Source organism: Streptosporangium lutulentum (genome assembly GCF_030811455.1).
GTDB classification, from domain to species: Bacteria; Actinomycetota; Actinomycetes; order Streptosporangiales; family Streptosporangiaceae; genus Streptosporangium; species Streptosporangium lutulentum.
On sequence record NZ_JAUSQU010000001.1, the window covers coordinates 7,047,943 to 7,063,583 of the forward strand.

A 15,641-nucleotide genomic window follows, 5' to 3' on the forward strand; every position below is an offset into this window, starting at 1 on the left:
CGTCGCCGGAGCCTCACGGGGAACGTTCTCGCCGTTCCCGGAGGATTCAGGCGTTCACCAGGCGTAGGGGTCGCGTCCGCTCATGGCGAGGGCCCGCTCCAGCGTGGAGGCCGAGGCGGGAACCGCCACCTCCGGGCCCATGATGCCGTACGCGCGGCCCCGCTCCGCCGTCATCGTCACCGCTTCGAGGGTCACCGTCGCGAGTTCCTCGCTCACGACCGGCTCCTGACCGGTCGCTCGCGCCAGGTCCCAGCCGTGCAGGACCAGCTCCGTCAGGTACAGCCTCCCGACGACCGGGGCGGGCATCTCCGTCATGGCCATGTAGCTCGTTCCGTCGAGCGCGCCTGCCTCTCCCCAGGCCGCCATCGTTCTCTCCATCTGCTCCGCGAAGCCGGCCTGATGTGGTGTGCCGTCGAAGGGCTCCTTGCGTGCCGCCAGCTCCGAGCCGTATCCCGCCCAGGTGGTCAGATGCTCGATCAGCGCCTCCACGTTCCAGCCGTCGCAGGGCGTGGGATCGCCCAGCCGTTCGGGTTTGACGCCTTCGACCACCGTGACGGCGTTTCGGGCCGCCTCACGCATCCGCTCGTAGAACTCCATGACGGCTACGCTAAAGACGTCCGTTCGTCCTTGTATTGAAGAAATGCGACATGCGACCCCAGTACGGAGGCACCCGGGGCATCATCAACCCCGCGACCGCCATCACCGGTTTTCACCTCGACCGCCGGCCGCCGTCGGATGACCTCACCCCGTTCGTCGCGCACTACTGGCACGTCGAATGGAATCTGAGGGAGCCGTACGAACAGTGCGTGCTGCCCCATCCCTCCGTGCACATGACCTTCGCACCGGACGGGTCGAGCAGCGTCAAAGGAGTGATCCGCGAGCGGTTCCACCAGATGCTCGCGGGCAGGGGACGGGTCCTCGGGGTGCTGTTCCATCCCGGCGGATTCCGGCCTTTCCTCAACGCGCCGTTGTCCACCGTCACGGACCGCACGCTCGACCTGGCGGACGTCTTCGGGCCGGCCGGTCCCCGGCTGGCGGAAAACGTCCTGAACGCTCCGGACGGGGCAGGGATGATCGCGCTGGTGGACGAGTTCCTTCGAGCGGTACGGCCGGAGCGTGACGCCGTCGCCGAGGAGGTGACGGGAATGGTCGCCCTGGCGGCGGGTGACTCCGGCGTCGTCCGGGTCGACGATCTGGCGGAACGCCTCGGCGTGTCCGCGAGAAGACTGCAGCGGCTCTTCGCGGAGCACGTCGGAGTGGGGCCGAAATGGGTGATCCGGCGCTATCGGATGCACGAGGCCGCGGAACGGGCGGGATCCGGCCTGACCGTCGACTGGACGGCCCTCGCCGTGGAGCTCGGATACAGCGACCAGGCCCACTTCATCCGCGATTTCACGAACACGGTCGGCATGCCCCCGTCGCAGTACGCACGAACGGTCCGCGACAGCGGGGCCGAGTCGGAAAGGCGCGCTTCCGCGGGTGGCGAGGGCGACTCTCCAGGGCGCCGGACGGCCGGCGGAGACTGAGGGGCTTCGGCCCTCGGTCCACGGGTCTCTTCGCATCTAAGGTTCGTGGGCCTCTTCAGGACCACGAACCGACGACCCTTGGGACTTCCTGGCCGGAGGTCGGCGGCCTTCCGGCGGCGGGTGGGTCACCACGCTCACCGGAAGGCCCAGCCGTACCTCAGATGACGGCTCAGGATGAGGTGACGCGGCTCCGGCCGGAGGCGAGCCCGGCGGGCGCGGCGGCCAGAGCCTTCTGGATGGCCTCGACCAGGGCCAGCGCCGACTCCTCGGTGAGCTCGACCGCCACCCGCGCCGAGGGACCGTCCGCCGGGTTCGTGAAGTCGATGTTCACCGTGTGCTCGTGACAGGCGTGGTAGGGGTGGTCGATGTAGACGGCCCCCTCGCTGAGCATGAACCAGCCGGAGCCCCCCTTGCCGGCGCCGTCGAGTTCGATCTTCTCGGTGAGATATGTGCACATACTGGTCTCCTGCTCAGACGCTGAGGTGACGGCCGTAGAAATCGAAGACCCTCTTCCAGCCCTCCACCGCGGCGGCGGGGCGGTAGGAGGGCCGGTCGACGGCGAAGAACGCGTGCCCCGCGTCCGGGTAGCTGTGGAACTCGTGCTCCTTGCCCAGCTTCTCCAGCTCGGCGGAGAGCGTGGCGACCTCCTCCGGCCCCGGGTAGGAGTCCTCGTCGCCGAACAGGCCGAGCAGCGGGCAGGACAGATCGGGAGCCTTGGGGATCAGGGACTTCGGCTTGAACGGGGATTCCGCGGGCGCGTCGTTCACCACGAACGCGCCGTAGCAGTCCACCGCCGCGTCGAGCTGCAGTGAGGTGGCCGCCAGGAAGGCCTGCCGGCCTCCCGAGCAGTATCCGATCACGCCGATCTTGCCGTTGGCGTGGTCGAGGGAGTTGAGGTAGGCCGCGGCCCCCGCGACGTCGCCGACGAGCTGCTCGTCAGGGATACCGCCCTTGGCCCGTGCGGCGGCGGCCTGGTCGTCGGGGCTGACGCCGGCGCCTTCCCGAGAGTAGAGGTTCGGGCAGATCGCCGCGTAGCCATGCGCCGCGAACGTGCGGACGATCTCCTTGGTGGATTCGTCGTACCCGGGCAGGTGGTGGATCACCACCACGCCGCCACGCGGGCTGTCGCCGAGCGGCCGGGCCAGGTACGCCTCAAGCTCGGCCTCCCCGCCCCCGGTGATCGCCACCGTGCCGGCCCACATCGTGTCGTTCGTGTTCGTCATGTCCGTGTCTCCTCGTGCTCCGCGCGAATCTGTTCCATATGCGTGTACCGGCCGCCCCTCGCCGCAGGCTCGCGGCAGGTGTGGGTCCGTACCCGCAGGTATCCCACCGGGACCGAGCCGGCCTCGTCAGGCGCCACCGGCCTCGCTCCTGTCCATGATCTTGTTCAGCAGCCTTGCCGCGTCCCGTAACCGGGCCGTCTCCTCGCCGGTGAGTTCCTCATCGATCGCGGTGACCAGCCACCGAGCCCGCCGAGCCCGATCCTCGACGACGACCTCGCGGCCACGCGTGGTGACCGACCACAGGATCTGCCGGCGGTCGTGCGGATCGGGTGTTCGGTCCACGAAGCCCTGGTCGTACAGGGCCGCCAGGGTGACCGCCATCGACTGCGGGGTGATCCGTTCGGTGACCGCGAGACCGCTCGCCGTCATCGGGCCGTGTCGTTCGAGCCACCACAGTGCCGTGACCTGGTGGTTGGGCATGCCCGACTCCTGCCGGAGGCGACGTACCACCCGGCCGATCGCGGTTCGGATCTCCTCGGCGACCGCCTCCGCGTGAGATAGATCGCTCACCCCGAAATGGTACACAGTCAAACTTAATAGTTGGGATGAGCCTGTTTGCGTCAGGGACACCCCACGTTCGGGCGCGAGTCCGCAGCCCCCATCGCAGGGCGCGGAACGGGCCCCCGGCCATGGCACTCCGCACCGAGCGAGCAGGCCGCGGGTTCTCAACGAGCGGCCGGCCCCTTCGGCAGCCCCGCCCCACCGAGCGTGAGCGCCCTCCACACATCGAAGCATCAACCCAAAAAGAGAGCATCGCTCTTGACTTCACCGCCCAAATACAAGAGCATTGCTCTCGAATCAGGGCACCGAGCTCTTCGCTCCGGATGGCCCCTTCCCGTCTTTGATCGGAGAACTCGTGAACACCGGCAATTCCCCCGCCGCGGCGGGACGGGCACGCCTGGGGGCCCTGTCCATCGCGATCAGCGGTGTCCTGTTCCTGCTCTATCCGCTGGTACGGCCCTACGCCGACGAGACGTCGATACAGGGCGCGGAGGCGATGGCGTCCCCCGCCTGGGTCGCGGCGCACCTGTTCGGCATGATCGGCTTCATCCTCTTGTCCCTGGGCCTGCTGGGCCTGCGCGTCGCGCTGAGGGAGACGTCCGCCGAACCGCTCGTCTCCCGCGCGGTCGTGGTGACCTGGATAGGGGCAGGACTCACCCTGGCGTACTTCGGAGCCGAGGACTTCGGCCTGAACGCCATCGGACAGCGGGCCCTCGACACACAGGACCTCAAGCTGCTGGTGGAGCTGACCGAAGCCGTACGTTTCAACCCGATCGCGATCACCGTGTTCGGGGCCGGTCTGGTGTCGCTGGCGGTCGGCTCGATTCTGGCCGCCGTCGCCGTCTGGCGGTCCGGCATCCTGCCCCGATGGAGTGGAGTCCCGATCGCCATCGGCTTCGCCCTTTTCATCCCGCAGTTCTTCGGCACCCCCGCGATGAGGATCGCCCACGGCGTGCTGATCACCGCGGGAAGTCTCTGGCTGGCGTCCGCCCTGTGGCGAGCACAACGCCGATGACCGCGGCCGACCCGCACCGTGCCAGGAGAACCGCCCGAAAGCCCTCCCGGCACGATCTCCCCGGCTGCCGGCGCCTTTCCCCTCACCCGAAAGGGGATTCGCCCGTGTTTTAACGAGTTTGTGATCTTTGGGTCATCGGGCCGACACGGGGTGCTCTGACAGTGAACGGGCTTCCTACCCTCGGGAGAAACACCTGTGACTCCACCAGCACCCGCCGACGCCGAACTCAACGTCCTGATCAGAGCCCGGCTCGCCTCACTGGGCATCGATCTCGACCAGTTGCCACCCGGAACGACGGCGGATCCGGAAACCGGATCGCCGGGCCGCGACACGGTCCTCGCCTCCCTGCGTTCGTTCATGCGCGGCACGGTCGCGACCCTCGCCGCCTACCGGCTTCCCGCCCCGGCGACGACCGGCTCCACCGCCGACCCCGCAACCGCCACCGCGCTGTCCCAGCAACGTGCGCCGATGCTCTATCCCTCCATCAGCCTGGAGTGGCGAAAGTGAGCACGATGGAAGAGACAGCGGACCAGCCCTCGGATCTCACCTTCGACCGGCGCGCGTTCCTGGCCAGGACCGCGGCGGTGGGCGCGGTCGCCGGCATCGGGGTGGCCCTGCCCGCACCGGCATTGGCCGGCGGCTCGGGCAGGGACCACAACGTCGACTCGCCCAACGCCTACGTGAAGCCTCGCCCGCAGGCCATGGCCGACCCGACCGAGCTGACGCTGGCCGAGGCCGCCTGGATGATCCGTAACCGCAAGATCAGTTCGTTGGAGCTGGTGGAGGCCTACCTCGCCCGGGTCGACGCGTTCGAACCGACGTACCTGGCCTTCAACGCCGTCCTCGCCGACGCCGCCCGCGCCGCGGCGAGGAACATCGCCCGGCGGCCCCATCGCGGCCCGCTGCACGGGATACCGCTTGCGATCAAGGACAACTTCTACACCGCGGGCGTACGCACCACGGCGAACTCGTTCCTCTTCAAGGACTTCGTACCACCGTTCGACGCGACCGCCGTGGCCGGCCTCAAAGCCGGCGGGGCGATCGTGCTCGGCAAGACCCAGATGGGCCCGCTGGCCACCACGCGGGCCACGACCCCGGCCGGCGTGATCACCACGGTCAACGCGTGGGCGCCGTCCCAGCTGGACATCGATCCCGGCGGATCGTCGTCGGGCACGGCGACCTCGGTGGCCGGCCGGATGGCCACCGCCGGTACCGGGACTCAGACGGGCGGCTCCATCACCGCGCCGTCGAACGCGCAGAACCTCACCGGCCTCAAGCCGACCATGGGCCGGGTCTCGCTGTACGGAATCATCCCGCTCTCCTACTCCCGCGACCACCCCGGCACCCTCGCCAGGGACGCCAAGGACGCGGCGATCATGCTTACCGCGATGGCCGGTGAGGATCCGGCCGACCCCCGTACCCAGGGCCTGCCCAAGGTTCCCAACCTCATCGACGCGGCCACCCCCGTCTACACCGGCAACCGGCTCAAACTGCGGTGGAACACCCGCATCGGCGTGCTGCCCGGATACGCCGACGGCACCTCCGAGACCGCCACGGCACGCAGGAAGTTCCTGAGCGCCATGTCGGCGATCCGGGGGGTCACGCTCGTTGACGTGCCGTTCCCGGACGAGTGGGCGCTGCTGTCCGGCAACGACTTCAACAACGTCCGCCTGCCGGAACGCAGCGAGCCGTTCATGCCGTACCTCCGCTCCGACCTGCGCGGTTTCGGAGTCTCGGTGCTGGGCTGGCTGCAGGGGGCGATGCTGGGCGCGAACGAGCTCGTCACCGGGCAGCGGGCCAAGCTGCTGTTGCTGGAGCGGGTGCTGGACCAGGTGTTCGACAAGTGCGACGTGGTGGTGCAGACGTCGCCGACGCCGTTCGACGCCATCGGCCTGCCGGAGATCGGCTTCCCGATCGGGTTCACCGCGGCGAACACCCCCATCGGGACGATCCTCGGCGGCCTGCCGTACGCGGAGGATCGTTTGCTGTCCGTCGTCGCCGCCTACCAGGCGGCCTCCGACTGGCACTGGCGCCGACCGGCGGACCCGTCGGCCGCCGGGCTGCGCGCGACGGCGGCCGAACGGGGTCGTCTCACCGCCGAGGAGGCTGCCGAGCAGTCGCAGTAACGGACCCGGCCCCGGATCGTCCCCGGGAAACCGGAACGATCCGGGGCCGGCATCCCGACCGGGCACATGACGCTGGTGCCACCGATGCGGCAGTAATCCCTCCGCCTCGCGGCCCCTACTCCGCTTCGGGTCGGCGGCCGAGGCCCCGAAGCCGGCGAGCCAGGTCAGGGATATCGTCCAACTCCCCCTTGGCCAGCGAGATGACGAGACTCTCGGCCTCGTCGACATCCCGGTATTCCAGGATCTCCCCGTTGTCCTCAAGAAAGGCGACGGCAGCGGCCCAACCGAGCCGCTTGTTGCCGTCCACCAGGGGGTGGCCCAGGACGATGCCGTGCATGAGCGCGGCGGCCTTCTCCCAAAGATCCGGGTAGGCGTCCTCACCGAACGCCGACGTTTGCGGACGCAACACGGCCGCGTGTAACTGACCCCCGTCACGCACATCGACGGCGGGAAGCACGGCGCCGGCCAGAGCGAGGATGTCCTCCGTCGTCGGAAAAGAGGTCATCACGCCAGGCGATCCAGCAGTTCCCGATCGCGTTGCGCAACCTTCCTGCCTATCGACTCGTAGCGCTCACGTCGACGCCGAACGATGTACTCCTCGATAGCGACGATCATCGCGGAATTGACGCTTTGAGCGTCACCGCTGGCGATCTGCTTGATCTGCTCATAGGTCTCATCGGGAAGACGCAGTCTGGTCTCAGCCATGTTCGGATGGTACCACTTTTTGGTACCATCCCTCGGGGCTTTGACGCTGCAGTAGAAATATCCAGCCGATTGGACGCAAAGTGACGCCGCGTCTCCTATAGGGCCTCACCGAGCCGTGGGCCGCAAGGACGCGATGCGCTCATCAGCTGAGGTCCGACCAGCCAACAAGGTAGACGATCGGTAAGACCGCCCACGTCCAGAATTCGAGCGTGAGCCATACGGCGGAGAGCTGTGGAGCTACTCCTCGATCGAGAGCAGACCCGTCTGACAGAAGCTCCACTTCGATGGGTCACCTGGCTTGACGCTGGTGCCGCCGAGGCTGGGGTATCCATCGGATCTTCCGAGGCTGCCGCGGTCCGGGTGGGAGATCACCTGCTCGGATTCCAGCCCTCGGCTTCAGGCGTCGGTGTCCTTCGGGTGACGAGGTGATGCGTAGACGACCCAGACAGTTCGGGTGGCGTCATCGACGGCATAGCGGACGCGCCCGCCGCTGGTGACCTCGAATTCCCATTGTTCCAGTTCCTGGCCATTGTGGCGATGAGTCGCGAGGTCGCCGCGTAGGCGATGTTGACGCTCGTGATCAGCCCGTGAGCGTGGATTAGCGCGCAGTGCCTCAAAGCACCGGCGCGTGTTGGCCAAGGCATGACGGCACAATTCCTCCCATCCCTTGACCGCATCGCTGCTACCGAACCGGATATCCCATTCGCCATCCGGAGGTGGGACCGTGACCCGATCACCACGCTTCGGACTCATGCTGAGACCTCTACCGGTCCGAAGTCACCGCTTGTGGCCTTGCGAGCCTGGGCGTAGCGCACGGGGTCGGCCTTGATCCGAGCGGTCGCCTGCCAGCCCGCGATGACTTCCTGGGTGGTGACGTCGACATCCAGCTCCGCGGCATCGGAGAGCGCCTCTACCAGTTCCAGAGTGAAGGCACGCAGTTCGGTGGAGGTGAGGTGGCGCACCCAGGGGAAGACCTCGGGCATGGCGATGACCAGCGTGCGGGCGGTCGGATCGTGCTTGATGAGGGCAAGGAACAGGCGGGATGCGGTAGCCAGCGTCTGCCCGCGTTGATCCTCGCGGTCGGCGGCGGTCAGGTAGAAATCGGGGGCGTCGCGGTGGGTGATGCGTACTCGACCGAGGCGTGCGGCGCGTTCGGCGACAGCTCGGGGGTTTCTCGACAGGTCCGAGAAGGTGACGGCGTCGGCGTTACCAGTGCTCACCCCGCCATCGTAAGTCAGAACACATTCTGATAGATGGTGAACGCAGGAGAGATTGCTCTGCCGTCGCCTACCGGCAAACCGGGCAAGCCGAACCGTCGGACGACTCACCCCCGAAAGACATGCAAGCGCGGGAAGTCATCTTCGGCCGGGTCCTCGCCCGTCCGGCAAGACCTCACGTGGATGGGTCACATAGCTTGACGCTGGTGCCGGCCACCGTGCACTGCCAAGTGGCCGGTGAGCCTCAGACTCCGATGACCTTGACGGTTTTTCCGCAGAGCTTGTCCATGTCGTCCTTGTCGGAGGTGAGGACGATCACCGGCCTGGCCGCACGCAAGGCGGTGGCAGCCACCACGGCATCAATGGCGTACTTATGACCATGTAGCCGAGCATCACGCAGAAGCTCGATCGCCCGCCCACAGATGTCCTCGGTCACCGGCTCGACCTTCAGCCGGGACAGATGCCATCTGAGGCGATCACTTTTCACACGGACGTCCTGAGCCTCGATCGGCGTCATCGCGCTGACGACGACCCGGAAGTCGTTGTCCTGAGCTCCCCGCACGATCGCGGTCACCCTCTGATCGGCCTCGCACCACCTGACGAGGCCTTCGCAGTCGAGGACCACGGTGCCCGCGCTCAGCTTGCTTCGTGCGCGCGCCATCCGCCCTCTTCCTGAAGCTCGGGTGCGGACTTCACGCTGCGAAACAGCTCCGCCGCCTCATCGCGCAATCCCTGCGGAATCGATCCGCAGGCGGCCTCGTTAGCCTGAAGCGCCTCCTCCAGGAGATCTCGCTCGATCTGACGTTCGACCGCGGCATCGACATAGGCGGAGAACCCGCGCGCTCCGACGCGTTCTCTGACCGCCCGGATGTTCCCCGCACGCAAGGAGACACTGACCTTGGCCGCCGGACCGTCCCCCGGGGCGAACTCCCGCTCAGGCACACTCATGCGACCAGTTTACTACTCGAAGTAGCAAATAGCTGGGAAGTTCACCCATCGATGGATCGAGCGGTCGAGCCCTACTTCTCGGTGGGAGCCAGACCAGCCTGGCAGGTGCCCCACTCGGATGGGTCACCTAGCTTGACACTGGTGCCATCTACCCCACAGTGGCCGTCGGAGCTCTCGACAGCGTGATAGCGGGTTTCCGGATTCAGCTTCAAGCAGCGGGGGCCCGCGGCGTCAGACGGACCTCGACATCCGCATCCAAAGCACGCGCCAGGCGCTCCAGCACCGGCAACGTCGGGATCGTCCCGCCCGCCTCGAACCGCGCCACCGCCGACTGGGTCATACCGGCCGCGCGCGCCAGGTCATTCTGGCTCCAGCTTCGTCCCTCGCGCATCGCCCGGACCGTTTTACCCAGCTCGTAGGCGATACGCGTGGCCTCGTAGGCTTCAGCCGCACCCGGCTCGGCCATCCGGCGATCTCTGAGCTCTCGCCAGCTCCCTTGCCCGCTCATACCGCTTCTTCTCCCTCGTCGACGGTGTGCGCCCGTTCGACACAGCGACGCATGGCTCGCCGAGCTCGCTCAACCTCACGATCATCGCGCGTCCGCGTCTTGTGGAATACGGTCAAGAGCACGATCCGGCGGCCGGTCGCGATCCAGTAAGTGATTCGCACAGCGAACTCGTCGAGGTTGAACCGGAGCTCCCGAAGCTTGCCGTCCAGCTGCTTCGTGTAAGGCTCCCCCAGCAGAGGACCCTCCGCCGCCAGCAGATCGACACAGAAAGCCACCCTCGCAAACGATGTCGCAGGCAGAGCTTCGAGCCACTTCCGAACTTCTGGCTCCAGCTTTACGGTACCCCAGCTCATAGCGTTGATGCTATGAGCCGTACCTCTGTCACATATTGTTTTTGCCCGAACACGATGACGTACGAATGCCCACCACTGATGGAGCACGACGACACGTTAGATCGAGCAAATACAGCTCACGCCCAGGAGATGAGTCTGAGCCGCATGGAGCAAGATTCGGAAGGCCGTTCCGCGGTCGACCGGGCCGGCCTGCCGAGAATCTCCTCGGACGGGTCACCTGGCTTGACGCTGGTGCCACCGCTGTCGCAGTAGCCGCTGGGCGAAGGCCCGGTCCGCGGGAGAGGTGAGCGCACGCCATTGGCCGGATCCTTTCGCATATTGATCGCCTGGCCACTTTCCGATGCCGCCGGGTCGTTGAAATGCTTGTCGGCATGACTGCGACGACGATGCGTGCGATCAGCCAGGACGTCCTGGGCGGCCCCGAGGTGCTGAGGGAGGTAGAGGTGGAGCGGCCCACTCCGGGTCCGACCGAGGTGCTGGTGCGGGTGCATGCGGCCGGGGTCAACCCGACGGACTGGAAGCATCGCGCCACGGGCGGCCTGCTGGGACGGCCGCCGTTCGTCCTCGGATGGGACGTCTCCGGTGTCGTCGAGTCCGTCGGGATCGGGACAGCGCTCTACAAGCCGGGTGACGAGGTGTTCGGCATGCTGCGCTACCCGTACGGCCACGGTGCGTTCGCCGAGTACGTGGCCGCACCCGCCCGCACGTTCGCCCGCAAGCCCGGGAGAATCGACCATGTGCAGGCGGCCGCGCTCCCGCTGGCCGCGCTGACCGCGTGGCAGGCGCTGGTGGACATCGCGGGAGTGAAGGCCGGGCAGCGGGTGCTCATTCACGCCGCCGCGGGCGGAGTGGGCCATCTCGCGGTGCAGATGGCCAAGGCCCGGGGCGCTCACGTCATCGGCACGGCAAGCGCCGCCAAGCACGAGTTTCTACGCGGCCTCGGGGCGGACGAACTCATCGACTACCGGAGCGTCGACTTCGCCGAGGCGGCCGGAGCCATCGACGTGGTGATCGACACCATGGGCGGCGACTACGGACCGCGTTCACTGCGCACCCTGCGCGAAGGCGGCGTCATCGTGTCGCTCGTGCTGTCCAATATGGCCGAAGGGCTCAACGCTCAGGCCGAGGAGCTGGGCATCCGTGCGGAGTCCATGCTCGTGGAGCCGGACTACGCCGGTATGAGGGCGATCGCCGCGCTGGTCGAGAAGGGCGGACTCCGGGCCGAGATCGATACGGTACTGCCACTGGAAGAGGCGGCCAAGGCCCACGAGCGAGGCGAGACGGGGCGCACCACCGGCAAGATCGTGCTCACCGTGTAGATCGGGCTTCTTCGATCCTGCTCCGCGGATTTGAGGGGCGGGAGCCGCTCTGTCGAGGCGGCCCGCACGAAGAGGGCAGCAGCGAACCCGGCGTCCACGCGAGCACGAGGCACTGCACTCGCTCATCAAAGGCGAGTGGTGGCTGGCCCCGACGAGGATGGCCACCAACGAGGAGGGCCTGGTCCGGTTCAACGGGTTCCTCGGTGAGTACGAGGTATCGGCGGCTGGGAAGACGGCGGCGTTCAGACTCGACGAACCGGGTGAGACAGCGATCAAGGTGGCTCTCTGACCCCCTGCTGGCCGGGTTCTGACCGCGGTCGCCCTCCCGGCGCTGTCCTCCCCACGCGGCACCCCGGAAACGACCCCGCGCCGAACCATACGACCCTCACGACCGGGGCGGCACCCCCGTACCCCGGTCAGCCACCGACACATCCCGCACCGACACGGCCATCCTGACAGTCCTGATGGAAGGAGAGATCGCACGAACCGCTCAACGGAACCATCAGGAACTGTGAGGGATTTCTAGGACCTGCTTGAGCCGATCAGGGAACGATCCCCGCGGGAGGCACCTTCCTGGGGTGGCCCGTTCCGCTCCCGCTCGCCGACGGCGCCGGCGAGGCTGCGGCCGAGACTCTGGGCGGGTTTCTCGATGAAGCGGTAACTCAGCGCGGCACAGCCGATCACCGTCGTGAAGAGCATCGCCTCCCACGCCAGCCGCACCGGCAGCGAGATCCTCGAAGGATCCACGGTCAGTCTCCTGACGACCTGCAGGATCAGGGGATGCAGCAGGTAGATGGAGTAACTCATCAGGCCGAGCCACACGAAAAAGGGCAAGATCGCACGACGGCGCAGGACAAGGCCGGCGGCGAACGTCAGCCACGCCGCGACGACGGCGGTGGACCAGCTCCACTTGAACGCCTGCTGCCCGGCCTCCGACATGCCCCACCCCGGCCCGAATGCCACCGCCGCGATGACCGAGAGGACGGGCACCAAACCGATCATCCAGCGCGATCTCACCCATTCGGCGGGCGACCGTTCCAGGCGGTAGATGGCGGTTCCGCCGAACATGGTGGCCAGAATGATCAGGCTCTGCCACGCGCCCACCCTGCTATCGAGGGTGAGGAGCAGGAGGGCGAGGAAGGCGAGGACGGCGGCACCGTACCTCCGTACGCCACGGTTCGCGCTGAGAACGGCGGCGATCCCACCGAGGAGCGCGACGGCCGTGACCCACACCACACCCTGTCCCAGGTTGTCGGACAGCCAGCCCGCCGGTACGAGGGTGCCGGCGAGGAGCGCACACACCGCGAACGTCAGCGAGGTGCGCGCGCTGGCTCGATGGACGCCGAACACGAACATCGCGGTCACGAGCAGGTAGAACACCATCTCGTACGAGAGGGTCCAGAAAACGTTGACGACGCTGGGCACCCGGAGCAGGTCCTGCAGCATCGTCAGGTGTGCCAGTACAAAGGTCACCGGCTGCCCGGTGGCCTGGGAGGGCAGGGCGGTGTAGACGCCGACGATGCCGAACACGGTGCCGGCCACCGCCGCCAGCCCCCACAGGGGGTAGAGACGGAAGAAGCGAGTGATCCAAAATCCCCGGACACTGCCTCGGCGTTCCAGCGAGACCGGCACGACATAGCCACTGACCAGGAAGAACACCAGCACGCCGTACTGTCCAAAGTCGAACCACGGGCTGACCGATCCCCGGATCTCGGGCAGCAGGGCGTCCAGCGAGTGCTCGAAGACGACGATCAGCGCGGCGAACCCGCGTAGGGCGTCGAGCCAGGACTGCCGGGCACCTTGGGACGAGGGGATCGGGCTGGTTCCGATGTTCATCTGCCCTGTTTTGTCCGGAATCTCCTCGACCTCAGCCACCCGGTAACACTAGTGGCGCAATCGGGATGAAAGGTAATTTATGCCTCATAACTCCCACAAGATGACGGCTGACCAGCGTGAACCTGGGGCTTTCAGGCGCCTCAGGCCCATGGCTCGAACGCCCGGCGGGAGAACGCCGGGCTATGGAAGGGCGCGTCGGCTGTCACACTCGTGCGGGCGGCGCGTCGAGGAGCTCGGGGGCACGGAGCCGACCACATGAATCGGTGGTGTGGGCGGGCTTTCAGCCCCAAGCGCGGCGAATCAACGACAAAAAGGCACTCTTACCCCGAGACTGTTTTCGAGGCATCCCGAAGCTTCGGTGCCGGTGGTAGCGGTTCACTTCATGCGATCACGCCGGCAGGCGGAGTGAGCGGCCCCCAGACGGGTCACCTGGTTTGACGCTGATGCCACCGTCATCGCAGTGGCCCAGCGCCGAACGGCTTTCGCCGTACGCGGTCCCAGCCCGTGAACGGCGACGACGGGTCAACGCGGCCCCGAGCGGAACTCCGTCCAGAGGTCGACGGCTTCCTCCAGGTCCAGTGCGGCCACATCCTCGCGGGCCATGCCGGCCGTATAGATCAACCGATCGGCGAGCCAGTCAGGGACCGGCTCTCGCGCAGGCGCCTCGTCGACGTGAAGGTGATCGGTCAGAGTTCCCAGACGGTCGATGACCTCGCCGAGGCGCACAACCTCAGGACGCGAAACGCCGGCCGCTCGAACCCGCGCCTTGGCTTCGGCGTAGACCTCGGCGTCGGCCCTCTCACCGACCGCCCAGATCTCACAGATCTCAACCGCCTTGTCGTCGGTGATCCGGTAGACGACCCGCCACGTGTTCCGCCCGACGACGAGCTTGCGGAACCCGGTCAACTCACCGCCCAGCGGGTAGCCAGCCTCGGGGTTCTCCAGCAGCAGGAGGATCTTCTTCAGGACCTCGGGTACGGCATCCGGGCCGATCCTTCGGAGATCGTCAACGGCCGGGTCGGTGAATACGACGTCGGACATCGCTACTCGTCGTCATCCGGGAGCGCGGCCAGCGATTCACGGGTGTGCCCGAAAGCGGAAAGGACATCGTCGATCGACGTCCGCCGCCCACTGTCGGTGGCGGCCCTCACGAGAACCAGCGCCAGATCTCGCAGATCGGCCGCGGCCTCTTCCAGCTCATTGAGACGTCGCATGCTCACGACGGCTGCGACCGGCTGGTGCCGACGGGTCACCACCAGATCCGCCCCCTGCTCCGCGTCAGCCACCAGACGAGCCACCCCGCGCTGCGAGGCCTCGGTGACCGTGAGCTCGGTCACATCATGAAGAACAGCCATACAAAAACTATATAGAAATCTGTATAGGACAGCAATCATCGGGCCGATAGCCTCGACTACCGAGCCGATCGGACGGGTCACCTAGCTTGACGCTGGTGCCACCGGTGTTGCAGTAGCCGATCCCCCGAATACCTCTAGCGACAATCCTTCAGCCCCATACTCAGAGCTGCGCAGGCAAGAGGGTGAACGCGTCTACGTGCCGGGGACGTACAACAGTGAAATGACGACGATCGAGCGTGGCCACCTCGGCCAACCCGAGCCTCTCAGCCACGGTGATCACGGAGGCATCAGCCACAGCCAATGGAAGATTGGCATACATTTCGACCAAATCACTCATTCGGTCCAGGTCTTCGTTGATGAGGTCGATCAGAACCAGGCCAGATTGGAAAGACCTCAGGAAAGCCGCTTCCGCTTTGCTTCCCTGACGCTTCTCGATGAGCTGGCAGACTTCCGTGACAACCGTGGCGGGAACGAGAAGCGGACCCGGATGAGTCCTTAGAAGCCTGACGCAGAGTTCGTGATGGTTGTCCCGGATATTGACCGCTGCGACCAAAGGTCCTGAATCAATGACAATCACGAAGAGTGATTGTCCTCCGAGCGCAAGATCTCTTCAGAGCGTTCCGCGAAATCCGGCTCAGCCTCGAGCATTCCGATGAACGGCAGATCGCGGGCGACGGGCTCTTCGTCGAGCTGGTCCCGGACAAGGCGGAGCAGTGGAGCCACCTTCTCCTCGGGCAGGCGGTCCACCAGATGGTGAAGCTCCTCACGCATCACGCTCATGTATCGAGTGTAACCAGACACCACCGGAACGCACCCGGCCGAACCACGATGCACATCGCGCGGTAAGCCGACCCGCACCTGGAAGGTCGGCATGTGTCCCAGGGGCAGCATCCGGAGCTCTCGTCAACGAGGGGGCGGACTTCCGAGCGGCACCGGGAACCGAATGCGT

Annotated in this window: 23 protein-coding genes; 6 read left to right on the forward strand and 17 right to left on the reverse strand. The window is 66.7% G+C overall.

The window, feature by feature from the left end; translation table 11 throughout:
* Window positions 1-54 precede the first annotated feature (54 nt).
* Window positions 55-597: a TIGR03086 family metal-binding protein gene (locus tag J2853_RS31390; RefSeq protein ID WP_307564275.1), complete on the reverse strand. Its 543-nt coding sequence runs from the start codon at window positions 595-597 to the stop codon at window positions 55-57.
* A gap of 50 nt (window positions 598-647) precedes the next feature.
* Here J2853_RS31390 and J2853_RS31395 point away from each other — a divergent pair, with 50 nt between their 5' ends.
* Window positions 648-1,526 (forward strand): helix-turn-helix transcriptional regulator, encoded by an 879-nt coding sequence (locus tag J2853_RS31395; RefSeq protein ID WP_307564277.1) that lies wholly within the window; start codon window positions 648-650, stop codon window positions 1,524-1,526.
* Between the two features lie 169 nt (window positions 1,527-1,695).
* Here the strand turns inward: J2853_RS31395 and J2853_RS31400 are convergent, their stop codons facing one another.
* The 3 genes from J2853_RS31400 to J2853_RS31410 form a co-directional block, all read right to left on the reverse strand.
* Entirely contained in the window at window positions 1,696-1,983 is a 288-nt protein-coding gene (locus J2853_RS31400) for a DUF6295 family protein (RefSeq protein ID WP_307564279.1), read from the reverse strand.
* Window positions 1,984-1,996: 13 nt separating this feature from the next.
* Window positions 1,997-2,749 (reverse strand): dienelactone hydrolase family protein, encoded by a 753-nt coding sequence (locus J2853_RS31405; RefSeq protein WP_307564281.1) that lies wholly within the window; start codon window positions 2,747-2,749, stop codon window positions 1,997-1,999.
* A gap of 126 nt (window positions 2,750-2,875) precedes the next feature.
* Window positions 2,876-3,319 (reverse strand): MarR family winged helix-turn-helix transcriptional regulator, encoded by a 444-nt coding sequence (locus J2853_RS31410; protein WP_307564283.1) that lies wholly within the window; start codon window positions 3,317-3,319, stop codon window positions 2,876-2,878.
* A 346-nt stretch (window positions 3,320-3,665) separates the two neighbouring features.
* Between J2853_RS31410 and J2853_RS31415 the strand changes: the two genes are divergently transcribed.
* The 3 genes from J2853_RS31415 to J2853_RS31425 all read left to right on the forward strand — a co-directional run bounded on the left by J2853_RS31415 (window position 3,666) and on the right by J2853_RS31425 (window position 6,451).
* A complete protein-coding gene (locus J2853_RS31415; RefSeq protein WP_307564285.1) occupies window positions 3,666-4,325 on the forward strand; it encodes a hypothetical protein in 660 nt (219 codons plus the stop codon).
* Window positions 4,326-4,520: 195 nt separating this feature from the next.
* Complete coding sequence (locus J2853_RS31420; protein ID WP_307564287.1) at window positions 4,521-4,832, forward strand: hypothetical protein; 312 nt, start codon at window positions 4,521-4,523, stop codon at window positions 4,830-4,832.
* Between the two features lie 5 nt (window positions 4,833-4,837).
* Window positions 4,838-6,451: an amidase gene (locus tag J2853_RS31425; protein ID WP_307564288.1), complete on the forward strand. Its 1,614-nt coding sequence runs from the start codon at window positions 4,838-4,840 to the stop codon at window positions 6,449-6,451.
* A 115-nt stretch (window positions 6,452-6,566) separates the two neighbouring features.
* Here the strand turns inward: J2853_RS31425 and J2853_RS31430 are convergent, their stop codons facing one another.
* The 8 genes from J2853_RS31430 to J2853_RS31465 form a co-directional block, all read right to left on the reverse strand.
* The gene (locus J2853_RS31430; RefSeq protein ID WP_307564290.1) at window positions 6,567-6,956 is read right to left on the reverse strand and encodes a type II toxin-antitoxin system death-on-curing family toxin; all 390 of its coding nucleotides are present in this window, start codon (window positions 6,954-6,956) and stop codon (window positions 6,567-6,569) included.
* The gene (locus J2853_RS31435) at window positions 6,956-7,156 is read right to left on the reverse strand and encodes an Arc family DNA-binding protein (RefSeq protein ID WP_307564292.1); all 201 of its coding nucleotides are present in this window, start codon (window positions 7,154-7,156) and stop codon (window positions 6,956-6,958) included. Before J2853_RS31435 ends, J2853_RS31430 begins: the two co-directional genes overlap by 1 nt.
* Before the next feature lie 396 nt (window positions 7,157-7,552).
* On the reverse strand, window positions 7,553-7,909 hold the full coding sequence (locus J2853_RS31440; RefSeq protein ID WP_307564294.1) for a type II toxin-antitoxin system RelE family toxin: 357 nt from the start codon (window positions 7,907-7,909) through the stop codon (window positions 7,553-7,555).
* The gene (locus J2853_RS31445; protein WP_307564295.1) at window positions 7,906-8,376 is read right to left on the reverse strand and encodes a hypothetical protein; all 471 of its coding nucleotides are present in this window, start codon (window positions 8,374-8,376) and stop codon (window positions 7,906-7,908) included. The genes J2853_RS31440 and J2853_RS31445 overlap by 4 nt, the downstream gene beginning before the upstream one ends.
* Before the next feature lie 241 nt (window positions 8,377-8,617).
* A complete protein-coding gene (locus J2853_RS31450; protein WP_307564297.1) occupies window positions 8,618-9,034 on the reverse strand; it encodes a PIN domain-containing protein in 417 nt (138 codons plus the stop codon).
* Window positions 9,010-9,321 (reverse strand): hypothetical protein, encoded by a 312-nt coding sequence (locus tag J2853_RS31455; RefSeq protein WP_307564299.1) that lies wholly within the window; start codon window positions 9,319-9,321, stop codon window positions 9,010-9,012. The genes J2853_RS31450 and J2853_RS31455 overlap by 25 nt, the downstream gene beginning before the upstream one ends.
* A gap of 208 nt (window positions 9,322-9,529) precedes the next feature.
* On the reverse strand, window positions 9,530-9,787 hold the full coding sequence (locus J2853_RS31460; protein ID WP_307564301.1) for a helix-turn-helix domain-containing protein: 258 nt from the start codon (window positions 9,785-9,787) through the stop codon (window positions 9,530-9,532).
* Between the two features lie 38 nt (window positions 9,788-9,825).
* Window positions 9,826-10,182 (reverse strand): type II toxin-antitoxin system RelE/ParE family toxin, encoded by a 357-nt coding sequence (locus J2853_RS31465; protein ID WP_307564303.1) that lies wholly within the window; start codon window positions 10,180-10,182, stop codon window positions 9,826-9,828.
* Window positions 10,183-10,553: 371 nt separating this feature from the next.
* Here J2853_RS31465 and J2853_RS31470 point away from each other — a divergent pair, with 371 nt between their 5' ends.
* Window positions 10,554-11,501 carry an NADP-dependent oxidoreductase gene (locus J2853_RS31470; RefSeq protein ID WP_307564305.1) on the forward strand — a complete coding sequence of 316 codons (948 nt, stop codon included), beginning with the start codon at window positions 10,554-10,556 and terminating at the stop codon, window positions 11,499-11,501.
* Between the two features lie 157 nt (window positions 11,502-11,658).
* Window positions 11,659-11,790, forward strand: a complete 132-nt coding sequence (locus J2853_RS31475) for a hypothetical protein (protein WP_307564307.1) — start codon at window positions 11,659-11,661, stop codon at window positions 11,788-11,790.
* A gap of 233 nt (window positions 11,791-12,023) precedes the next feature.
* On the opposite strand, the gene J2853_RS31480 is transcribed toward J2853_RS31475, so the two are convergent.
* The 5 genes from J2853_RS31480 to J2853_RS31500 all read right to left on the reverse strand — a co-directional run bounded on the left by J2853_RS31480 (window position 12,024) and on the right by J2853_RS31500 (window position 15,472).
* Window positions 12,024-13,376 (reverse strand): acyltransferase family protein, encoded by a 1,353-nt coding sequence (locus J2853_RS31480; protein WP_307564309.1) that lies wholly within the window; start codon window positions 13,374-13,376, stop codon window positions 12,024-12,026.
* Window positions 13,377-13,859: 483 nt separating this feature from the next.
* Window positions 13,860-14,378, reverse strand: coding sequence for a type II toxin-antitoxin system RelE family toxin (locus tag J2853_RS31485; protein ID WP_307564311.1), 519 nt, complete (start codon window positions 14,376-14,378; stop codon window positions 13,860-13,862).
* A 2-nt stretch (window positions 14,379-14,380) separates the two neighbouring features.
* Window positions 14,381-14,674: a type II toxin-antitoxin system Phd/YefM family antitoxin gene (locus tag J2853_RS31490; protein WP_307564313.1), complete on the reverse strand. Its 294-nt coding sequence runs from the start codon at window positions 14,672-14,674 to the stop codon at window positions 14,381-14,383.
* Between the two features lie 178 nt (window positions 14,675-14,852).
* Window positions 14,853-15,269 carry a type II toxin-antitoxin system VapC family toxin gene (locus J2853_RS31495; protein WP_307564315.1) on the reverse strand — a complete coding sequence of 139 codons (417 nt, stop codon included), beginning with the start codon at window positions 15,267-15,269 and terminating at the stop codon, window positions 14,853-14,855.
* Entirely contained in the window at window positions 15,266-15,472 is a 207-nt protein-coding gene (locus J2853_RS31500) for a hypothetical protein (RefSeq protein ID WP_307564317.1), read from the reverse strand. The genes J2853_RS31495 and J2853_RS31500 overlap by 4 nt, the downstream gene beginning before the upstream one ends.
* Window positions 15,473-15,641: the final 169 nt, after the last annotated feature.

Bases quoted from the DNA above. Each gene is read 5' to 3' on its own strand.
- J2853_RS31390 (WP_307564275.1), bottom strand. From the start codon at position 597: ATGGAGTTCTACGAGCGGATGCGTGAGGCGGCCCGAAACGCCGTCACG.
- J2853_RS31395 (WP_307564277.1), top strand. From the start codon at position 648: ATGCGACCCCAGTACGGAGGCACCCGGGGCATCATCAACCCCGCGACC.
- J2853_RS31400 (WP_307564279.1), bottom strand. From the start codon at position 1,983: ATGTGCACATATCTCACCGAGAAGATCGAACTCGACGGCGCCGGCAAG.
- J2853_RS31405 (WP_307564281.1), bottom strand. From the start codon at position 2,749: ATGACGAACACGAACGACACGATGTGGGCCGGCACGGTGGCGATCACC.
- J2853_RS31425 (WP_307564288.1), top strand. From the start codon at position 4,838: ATGGAAGAGACAGCGGACCAGCCCTCGGATCTCACCTTCGACCGGCGC.
- J2853_RS31430 (WP_307564290.1), bottom strand. From the start codon at position 6,956: ATGACCTCTTTTCCGACGACGGAGGACATCCTCGCTCTGGCCGGCGCC.
- J2853_RS31435 (WP_307564292.1), bottom strand. From the start codon at position 7,156: ATGGCTGAGACCAGACTGCGTCTTCCCGATGAGACCTATGAGCAGATC.
- J2853_RS31440 (WP_307564294.1), bottom strand. From the start codon at position 7,909: ATGAGTCCGAAGCGTGGTGATCGGGTCACGGTCCCACCTCCGGATGGC.
- J2853_RS31450 (WP_307564297.1), bottom strand. From the start codon at position 9,034: ATGGCGCGCGCACGAAGCAAGCTGAGCGCGGGCACCGTGGTCCTCGAC.
- J2853_RS31455 (WP_307564299.1), bottom strand. From the start codon at position 9,321: ATGAGTGTGCCTGAGCGGGAGTTCGCCCCGGGGGACGGTCCGGCGGCC.
- J2853_RS31460 (WP_307564301.1), bottom strand. From the start codon at position 9,787: ATGGCCGAGCCGGGTGCGGCTGAAGCCTACGAGGCCACGCGTATCGCC.
- J2853_RS31465 (WP_307564303.1), bottom strand. From the start codon at position 10,182: ATGAGCTGGGGTACCGTAAAGCTGGAGCCAGAAGTTCGGAAGTGGCTC.
- J2853_RS31470 (WP_307564305.1), top strand. From the start codon at position 10,554: ATGACTGCGACGACGATGCGTGCGATCAGCCAGGACGTCCTGGGCGGC.
- J2853_RS31475 (WP_307564307.1), top strand. From the start codon at position 11,659: ATGGCCACCAACGAGGAGGGCCTGGTCCGGTTCAACGGGTTCCTCGGT.
- J2853_RS31485 (WP_307564311.1), bottom strand. From the start codon at position 14,378: ATGTCCGACGTCGTATTCACCGACCCGGCCGTTGACGATCTCCGAAGG.
- J2853_RS31500 (WP_307564317.1), bottom strand. From the start codon at position 15,472: ATGAGCGTGATGCGTGAGGAGCTTCACCATCTGGTGGACCGCCTGCCC.